Origin of the sequence: Dyadobacter sp. (assembly GCF_051859145.1) — a bacterium.
Taxonomy (GTDB): Bacteria; Bacteroidota; Bacteroidia; order Cytophagales; family Spirosomataceae; genus Dyadobacter.
Genome location: NZ_JBHYGF010000054.1, coordinates 4,673 through 12,932, shown reverse-complemented (window position 1 = coordinate 12,932; position 8,260 = coordinate 4,673). Strand labels below are relative to the sequence as shown.

6 protein-coding genes and 1 pseudogene are annotated in these 8,260 nt (G+C 48.5%); 6 read left to right on the top strand and 1 reads right to left on the bottom strand.

All coding sequences use genetic code 11. From position 1 onward, the window contains the following. The 4 genes and pseudogenes from ACTIE6_RS04455 to ACTIE6_RS04440 all read left to right on the top strand — a co-directional run. A pseudogene (locus tag ACTIE6_RS04455) lies at positions 1–786 on the top strand (hypothetical protein); the annotation flags it as partial. Positions 787–791: 5 nt separating this feature from the next. Further along, on the top strand, positions 792–1,838 hold the full coding sequence (locus tag ACTIE6_RS04450; RefSeq protein WP_439555480.1) for a DUF4249 domain-containing protein: 1,047 nt from the start codon (positions 792–794) through the stop codon (positions 1,836–1,838). Further along, complete coding sequence (locus tag ACTIE6_RS04445; protein WP_439555479.1) at positions 1,838–4,228, top strand: TonB-dependent receptor; 2,391 nt, start codon at positions 1,838–1,840, stop codon at positions 4,226–4,228. Before ACTIE6_RS04450 ends, ACTIE6_RS04445 begins: the two co-directional genes overlap by 1 nt. Before the next feature lie 73 nt (positions 4,229–4,301). Next, complete coding sequence (locus ACTIE6_RS04440; RefSeq protein ID WP_439555478.1) at positions 4,302–4,841, top strand: hypothetical protein; 540 nt, start codon at positions 4,302–4,304, stop codon at positions 4,839–4,841. 2 nt (positions 4,842–4,843) lie between these two features. Here ACTIE6_RS04440 and ACTIE6_RS04435 read toward each other — a convergent pair whose 3' ends face one another. Continuing rightward, entirely contained in the window at positions 4,844–5,632 is a 789-nt protein-coding gene (locus tag ACTIE6_RS04435; RefSeq protein ID WP_439555477.1) for an SDR family oxidoreductase, read from the bottom strand. Between the two features lie 138 nt (positions 5,633–5,770). On the opposite strand from ACTIE6_RS04435, the gene purH reads away from it, so the two are divergent. Next, the gene (purH, locus tag ACTIE6_RS04430) at positions 5,771–7,306 is read left to right on the top strand and encodes a bifunctional phosphoribosylaminoimidazolecarboxamide formyltransferase/IMP cyclohydrolase (protein WP_439555476.1); all 1,536 of its coding nucleotides are present in this window, start codon (positions 5,771–5,773) and stop codon (positions 7,304–7,306) included. Between the two features lie 182 nt (positions 7,307–7,488). Then, positions 7,489–8,260, top strand: a 772-nt coding sequence (locus ACTIE6_RS04425; RefSeq protein WP_439555475.1) for a hypothetical protein, incomplete at its 3' end; no start/stop codon positions are given.

The window sequence follows — 8,260 nt, the reverse complement described above, 5'->3', positions numbered from 1 at the left end:
TTGAAATTTATCAATGGAAAATGGGAAAGTACCGAAAGCAAAAAGCCCATTCCCAGGCATAATGCAATTGCTTTTCCCCTCGGGCAGCTCGGCGACCGCGAGTTGATTTTTATGGGTTTCGGATATCTTGACGATGATAAGCTGCCCACCAAGAAAGCGTACCTCAATGACTTCTGGTGGACCATGAGCTTCTACTACATTGGTCAGCATTCAGGGGTGGTTTTTCCGCTCTATGAAGGAATTGATAAAGACATTAAATACTTTTTGACTTTTGACAAAGCATACCTCCTGAAAGAAAACGATAACGGAAGTATGTGGTCGCTGGATATTACCTGGGACCAGGCACAGCTCGCGCCGCTTCCTGAGAAAACAGGCCGCATTGCTGCATTTACTGTTGGTGGCACAGGCTATGTTGTCAACCAGCTTCCCGGGGCAGTTCCGCATTTGTTTGCTTATGATCCTACCAAAGATAAATGGACAAGAAAAGCCGACTTTCCGGGTAAGCTGCGCAGTGAGGCGACAGGATTTGCAGTCAAAAACAAAGGTTATTTCGGCCTCGGGGTAGATGCCGAAGGAAACGGGCTGCGGGATATCTGGGAATATGATGCTGCCGCGAATACCTGGCGGTACCATTCCGAGTACCCGGGGCAGGGGAGCCGATTGTCGGTTTCCGTGTCGGCAGCTAACAAAGCGTACCTGGGCTGGGGTTACGAAAACAGGCAACTGGAAGGTTCAGGGTCAAAAGAAATCATTGGGTGCACAGACTTTTGGGAATTCAATCCTTAATAAAAATGTCAGCTATACTCCGGTCCGCCAGGACGGTACTTCCTTTCCTGTTATTTCTGATCTGCTTCGGCTGTGTGGATGAAGTGCAGCTTCCAGCACGTTCAGTCGAGTCGCGGCTGGTGGTGGAGGGTCTGGTCACGAATGAAAAACCGCCTTATACCGTCAAGCTTACATTCACAGGCGAGTATAATTCACTGATTTACGGTCAGGCTGAAATTCCTGTTAATGGCGCGGATGTGAGCATTACCGAAATTGGCGGGCGCACTGTGAAGCTGGTCCAAGATGCACTTACCCCGGCTTATTACTGGATGTACGATTCCACATTTACAGGTAAGACAGGCAAAAGCTATCAGTTGAAAATCACACTGCCTGGCGGCGCAACCTACATTTCAGAACCGGAACTGTTAAATCCCGTCGCCGAAATTGACCGCATTTACGCAGAGTACCGGCAGCGTGATGATGCAAAGATCGACGAGCCTGATCACTATGAAATATTATTGGATACCAAAGATCCCGCGACGCAGGGTAACTATTACCGCTGGTCGGGCTATGGTTACGTGCCGCGCCTGTCTACCGGCGAGCCGATCGGAATGGGCTATTGCTGCAAATGGTGCTGGGTACCCGTTTATGGGTCAAGAAGTGATGTACTTTCGGATGTGCTGGTGAATGGAAACAGCATCAGCCGGCGCCACATTATGGCGTCACCCGTATATTACGCAGGCCGGCATTACCTGGAAGTGCGCCAATATTCCCTTACCAAACCGGCTTATCAGTTTTGGGTAAAATTTGAAGAGCAGCGTAAGCGAAACGGTTCGCTGTTTGATCCGCTGCCCGCTTCAATTGAGGGAAATGTGCACCGCGAAGACGATCCGAATGTGCTTGCGCTGGGTTACTTCGGCTCTTCCGCGGTCAGCAAGCGAAGACTTACCATCCCCGGGGATACATTGAATGCGGCCCGGCTGGAAATCAAGTACGGAGATGTTTTTGTCAAAGACGGCAACTGTCAGCTCATTTATAGTCAGGGGCAACTTAATCCTCCCGCAAATTGGTAATGAAAACGCGCCGCAAGCTTTTGACCCGAAATAACCTGCGACTGCTGCTTTTCGCAGCGGTATTGTTCCTGTTACCCAAACTGGCTTATTCGCAGGCAGACTGGACGCTCAAAGGTACCGTGCTCGATGCGGTTTCCGGGAAAGCGGTGGTGAATGCGTCGGTGGTGTCGCGGGTTTCAAAAGCCGCATCGCTCACGGATAGTTTGGGTAAATTCAGCATTCGCCTGAGAGCTGGCTCTCAGCCGGTAACATTTTCTTCTGTCGGGTATTTTTCAAAAAGCGTTACCATCAATTACCAGGAGGTACTTTCAGGAATGGATATAAAGCTCGCGCCTGAAACGCGGGACTTAATGGAGCTGGTCGTAAAGGAGAAAGCGCCCGATGAGAATGTGCGGTCGAGCCAGATGAGTGTGGCCAGACTGGATATCAAAAACCTGAAAAACATCCCCGTCGTGTTCGGCGAGGTAGATATTATTAAGGCACTTACATTGCAGCCGGGTGTGAATACAGTAGGCGAGGGTACCGCAGGGTTTAACGTACGCGGCGGCCGCACAGACCAGAATCTCGTACTCCTCGACGGAGCTCCCTTGTTCAACACTTCCCATTTACTCGGTTTTTTGAGTAATGTAAATGCCGACGCGATCCGCGATGTAACGTTGTATAAAGGCGATATTCCGGCGGGTTACGGCGGCCGGCTTTCATCTTTACTAACAATCAACACCCGCACCGGCAACAAGGAGCGCGTAAATGTATCGGCCGGGGTAGGTTTAATGACAGCGAGTATCATGGCCGACGGGCCTCTGACGAAGAATAAACGGCTTACTTTTCTGGCGGCAGGCAGAGTGGCTTATCCCAATTTGCTGATCAAACGTTTTCCAGCACCAACAAACCAGAACAAAGCATTCTTTTTTGACCTCAATGGAAAGCTTTCCTACGAAATATCCGAAAATAGTGTGATCTCAGCTTCGGGTTATTACAGTCAGGATGCATTCAAATTTCCGGAGGATACACTTTACGGCTGGCGGTCAACCACGGCTACATTGAACTGGAACAGGCAGATTAATAAAGTATTGTCCATTCAGTTGGGCGCTAACCTTAGTCACTACACATTCAACCTGAACGGGATTTCGCCCACGATAGAATATCAGTTTCAGTCGGGTATCCGGCAGCACAATGCGCATTTACATTTGCTTTGGGCACCTCAGCCGCGGCATAAGTTTGAAGCCGGCGTTGATTTTACACAATACCGGCTCTCTCCCGGTAATCTATCACCGGAAAAAAACTCCAATATCACCCACATTGACATGGAGAAGGAGCAAGCCTTGGAAAGTGCATTCTTTGTATCAGATGAATGGAACCCGGTTCCGTGGTTGTCTGTGAATGCCGGCCTGCGGTATGTTGCATTCAGGAATGTAGGCGCGGGAACTGTGTATCAATACGAAAATGGCATTCCGCGCACGCCGGAGTCGGTTCGTGATACGCTCGTTTTTGGTAATGGAAAAAAGATTACCGGATTTGGCGGATTTGAACCGAGGTTATCTGTGAGGATTAATACCGGCGGTACCAGTTCCCTCAAAATGAGCTATACCAAAACGCGGCAGTATTTGCATCTGATTTCCAATACAACCGCCATTTCTCCCGTAGATTTCTGGAAAATGGCCGATGATTTCGTTCCGCCGCAAACTGCCACGCAGATCGCGCTCGGCTATTTCAGGAATTTCAATGAGAATGCATTTGAAACATCCATTGAGGTTTATCAAAAGCATTTAAATAACCTTGTCGAGTACAAAAACGGCGCTACTTTACTGTTGAACCCGGCATTAGAAACCGACCTGGTACCCGCAGAAGGAAAAGCTTACGGCGTGGAAGTGAGTGTGCAAAAATCAAAAGGTGTGGTCACCGGGTTGCTCTCTTATACTTACAGCCGCACTTTCGCCCGCGTTCAATCGGCATTCCCGTCGGAGCAGATCAACAAGGGAGACTGGTACCCCGCTACGGTCGATCGTCCGCACAGCATTACGGTTTCGACCCAGTGGAAATGGAAAAAGAACTGGACTTTCGGTACCAATTTTGTTTACATGACCGGTCGGCCGATCACCTTTCCAGATGGTACTTACAGGGTCAATGATGTGGTTGTACAGGATTACTCCGCAAGGAACCTCGACCGCGTGCCCGATTACCATCGAGCGGATATTTCTTTTACCAAAGACACCCGCACCACTACTGACCAGCGCCGTTATTCACTCTGGTCTTTCTCAATCTACAATGTATATGCAAGAAGGAACCCATATTCAATCTACTTCAAACAAATAGGCTCCCGGCTCGTAAGTTACCGCCTCTCTGTTTTCGGCACGATCATTCCTTCTGTTAACTGGAAGTATTTTTTTTGATTTTGCGAGTCACAGCATTGCAGTACTAGCCTGCACAGTTTTGCGTTATGTTTTGGCTTTGAAAATCTTTCTTATGCCACGACTGCTTACCCTTCTCATCTTAGTATCCTTGAAATGCAGCTCACAACCTTACTATACAAGAATTCGGGCTAATGTAGGTGCAGAAATCGCCGGACTTGCTCCGCAGTTCGCTGTAATGGCAGAAGCCATTACTGCTTATAAGCCTCGTTCCTTCGCAGGGATACAGGCTGGTTTGGGCTGGCTTGAAAGAAGCGGATTCAAAAGTCCTTCATTATCGGCAGCAGGCACCTATAACTTTTTACTAAATCCATATCGCAGGAAATCCTGCTATCCGCATCCGGGAAACAAGTCCATTGAAGCTTATCTTGAATGCGGTTTGGGCGCGTTTTTTATCGATCCATACGATAAGAATTTAAATACAGTTGCCAAGGTAAAGCACCGTTTTGCTACGCCGGTAGCCCTGGCCGGGGCGCGTTTTCATTTTGTTAGTCCAAAGTGGATATATGTTTTGAAACTCAGATTAACTCCAGCAATTTTAAAAAGCCGGTTTGATCCGGTTGCAGGTGTCTGTGTTGGACTAGGCTGGCGCTGATGCTACAAACTCTCTGTCCTGCCTCCATCAACCGGCAAATTCACTCCATTAATGCTGGCAGCGGCGGGGCTGCATAGGAATGCTACTGCGGCGGCAGTTTCCTCTGCTTTGGTAAAGCGCCTGATCGGGATACTGGCTGCGAGCTCGCGACCGACCTCTTTGGCAGTTTTATTCTGAGCTTCGGCGCGCATTTCCAGAACAGAATAGAGCCGGGCTGTTTCGGTATAGCCAGGAAGTACATTGTTTACGGTAATGCCAAACTGCGCGATTTCCAGCGACAATGTTTTGGCCCAACTCGCCACAGCGCCCCGGATCGTATTGGAAACACCCAGGCCGGCAATCGGCTGCTTAACGGAAGTGCTGATAATATTGACAATGCGGCCAAATCCTTCTTTCTTCATGGAAGGCAGAACAGATTGTACCAAAAACTGATTGTTGATCAAATGCATTTGAAACGTTTTGAGAAATTGCTCGCTCTCCGCTTCGATAATCGGCCCGCCGGAAGGTCCGCCTGTATTATTGATCAGGATATGAACCTCAGGACAAAGGCGCAGATAATTTTCGATTGCTTCTTTCACGTTTTCAGTGTCGGAAAAATCTGCTACCACGTAGCGATGAAGTTGTCCCGCAGAAGTATCGAGGGTATCTACCGCATTGCGCAGTTTTTCTTCATTTCGGGCTACCAGCGTCACATTTGCGCCTAATAATGCCAGCTCAACTGCCGAAGCAAGTCCGATTCCTTGTGTTGCGCCGCACACGATCGCTGTTTTTCCGTTCAGGTCCAGGTTCATATTTTCTGTTTTTTTAAATGCGGTAATAAGTTAAATCCCTGCCTCGATTTTCATTCCTTTCACTTCAAACTTCGCACATTTTTAGGCTATCTTTGCGGTTTATTTTCAGTCAGAGCATCTTACAGTTAACATTTTACAATGTCTAAAAAAATCCAATCCGCACTTATTTCTGTGTATTATAAGGACGGACTTGAACCTTTGGTTCGCCTCTTGCACAGCAATGGTGTAAAATTGTACTCAACCGGCGGCACGCAGACTTTTATCGAAAACCTGAGCATTCCCGTGACAGCAGCGGAGGAACTGACAGGTTATCCTTCCATTTTCGGCGGTCGTGTCAAAACTTTGCACCCGGCTATTATGGGCGGTATTTTGTACCGTCGCGACGACGAAGGTGATGTGGCTCAGGCGGCTCAGTACAACATTCCTGCCATTGATATGGTGGTGGTAGATTTGTACCCGTTTGAAGAAACAGTGGCTTCCGGTGCGGGTGAAGAGGATATCATTGAGAAAATAGACATTGGCGGTATATCCCTGATCAGGGCAACCGCGAAGAACTTCAAGGATACATTAATCGTGTCTTCCCGCTCGCAGTATGCAGAAGTGGTAGAACTTTTGACTGCCAAAGCAGGTACTACCGATCTGGAAGACCGCCGCTATTACGCAGGTCAGGCTTTTGGTGTTTCCTCCCATTACGATGGAGCGATCAACCGCTTTTTTACCGCGGGTAAAGAGAAAACAGACAAAGACCTTTTTGATTTTACCAGCCTGCAATCTCAAACTTTACGTTACGGTGAAAACCCGCATCAGAATGCAACTTACTACGGCGACCTGGAAGGGATTTTCGACAAACTGCACGGTAAAGAGCTTTCCTATAACAACCTGGTTGACGTAGATGCCTGTGTGAACCTGATTGATGAATTTGAAGGTGCAGCCCCGACTTTCGCGATTATCAAACATACCAATGCGTGCGGAATTGCTACGGCGCCTACTGCAAAGCAAGCTTATGACAATGCGCTCGCATGCGACCCGGTGTCTGCATTTGGGGGAGTTGTTATTACAAATGCAAAAGTGGACCTGGCCACTGCCGAAGAGCTGAACAAGCTATTCATGGAAATCCTGATTGCGCCGGAATATGACGAAGATGCGCTTCAACTTTTGAAGTCCAAGAAAAACAGGATTTTGTTGAAGAGAAATGCGGTGGACCTGCCGCAGATCATGTTCAAAACTATTCTGAACGGCGTTTTGGTGCAGGATAAAGATTTGTCAACCGAAGTAGCTTCTCAATACACAACTGTAACCGAGAAAGCGCCAACCGAGCAGGAACTGACTGCATTGGAATTCGCATTGAAGGTTTGCAAGCATACCAAATCCAACACGATTGTACTGGCGAAAGAAAACCAGCTGCTCGCCAGCGGAACGGGACAAACTTCCCGCGTGGACGCATTGCGTCAGGCGATCGAGAAAGCGAATGCATTCGGATTTGACTTGAATGGCGCGGTAATGGCGTCAGATGCATTTTTCCCATTTGCAGACTGCGTCGAAATCGCGCATAAAGCAGGTATCACCGCAGTAGTACAGCCAGGCGGCTCCATCCGCGACAAAGATTCAGTTGAATACTGCAACGCGAACGGTGTAGCCATGGTAACCACCGGCGTGCGCCACTTTAAACATTAATTATAGTAGAGCGTAAGCTTTGCTACGCTAACCTAGGCTTTGTCATGCTGAGCGCAGTCGAAGCACTGTACTTGCGAGTAGCGTGCTTCGACTGCGCTCAGCATGACAAACAATAAAAGCTGGTAGGGCAAGCTCTGCAAGCCAACAATACCGTAACACTTCTAGTGTAAAAAAGCATTTCTTTGAAAGATAACCCGGTACCAGCGCGCGCATTACGAATTGTTAAGGTGATCGTCGCGCTGGTATTTATCATTCCGGCAAGCTTATTCTTTCTTTATCCCCAGGTTTTTCATTGTGAACTGATCGCACTTTCAGGTTTTCGGGAAAGCGGAGCAGTTTATTTCAGCCCCGAAATCAAACCTGCATCTTACAAAAAGCTTAAACGGATTGTCAGCCTGGCAGAAATGCGGGTTGATTCATTTTACACCGGCAAAAAATCTTTCCCTAAAATCATCATCTGCAGCAACCCGCAGCAGTACCAGCGTTACTGCAGCAGCACAGAAGGCGCGGGCTGCAGCGTCGGTACTCCCTGGGGTACCAGTTATGTGGTACTCAACGAACAAGGCGCAAATCTGGACGTGATTGCCCACGAAATGGGGCACATTGAACTATTGAAAAGAATTGGCTGGTGGAAAGTGACCTCAGAAATCCCGCAATGGTTTAATGAGGGGCTGGCCCTGATGCTCGACAGAAGGTTCGTCAACAACCCCGATCCCGCCGGCCGCTACCTGGAATATATGGACGAGTGGATGTACTACACCGGCGGCGGACAGCAGATCCTGGAACTGGATCAGATTGCTACGATCAAAGACTTCTTCAATGGCGGACAAAAACACGTGATGCTCGCCTATATGTCTGCCGGAATGGAGGTATCCTACTGGCTTGCGCTGAGCGGCGACAAAGGTTTGCAAAATTTTGTGCAGAACCAGAATGCCGGAGAGTCGTTTAAAGAGG

Excerpts from the sequence above, each read along its gene's own strand:
- ACTIE6_RS04450 (WP_439555480.1), top strand. The coding sequence starts at position 792 with ATGTCAGCTATACTCCGGTCCGCCAGGACGGTACTTCCTTTCCTGTTA.
- ACTIE6_RS04440 (WP_439555478.1), top strand. The coding sequence starts at position 4,302 with ATGCCACGACTGCTTACCCTTCTCATCTTAGTATCCTTGAAATGCAGC.
- ACTIE6_RS04445 (WP_439555479.1), top strand. The coding sequence starts at position 1,838 with ATGAAAACGCGCCGCAAGCTTTTGACCCGAAATAACCTGCGACTGCTG.
- purH (WP_439555476.1), top strand. The coding sequence starts at position 5,771 with ATGTCTAAAAAAATCCAATCCGCACTTATTTCTGTGTATTATAAGGAC.
- ACTIE6_RS04435 (WP_439555477.1), bottom strand. The coding sequence starts at position 5,632 with ATGAACCTGGACCTGAACGGAAAAACAGCGATCGTGTGCGGCGCAACA.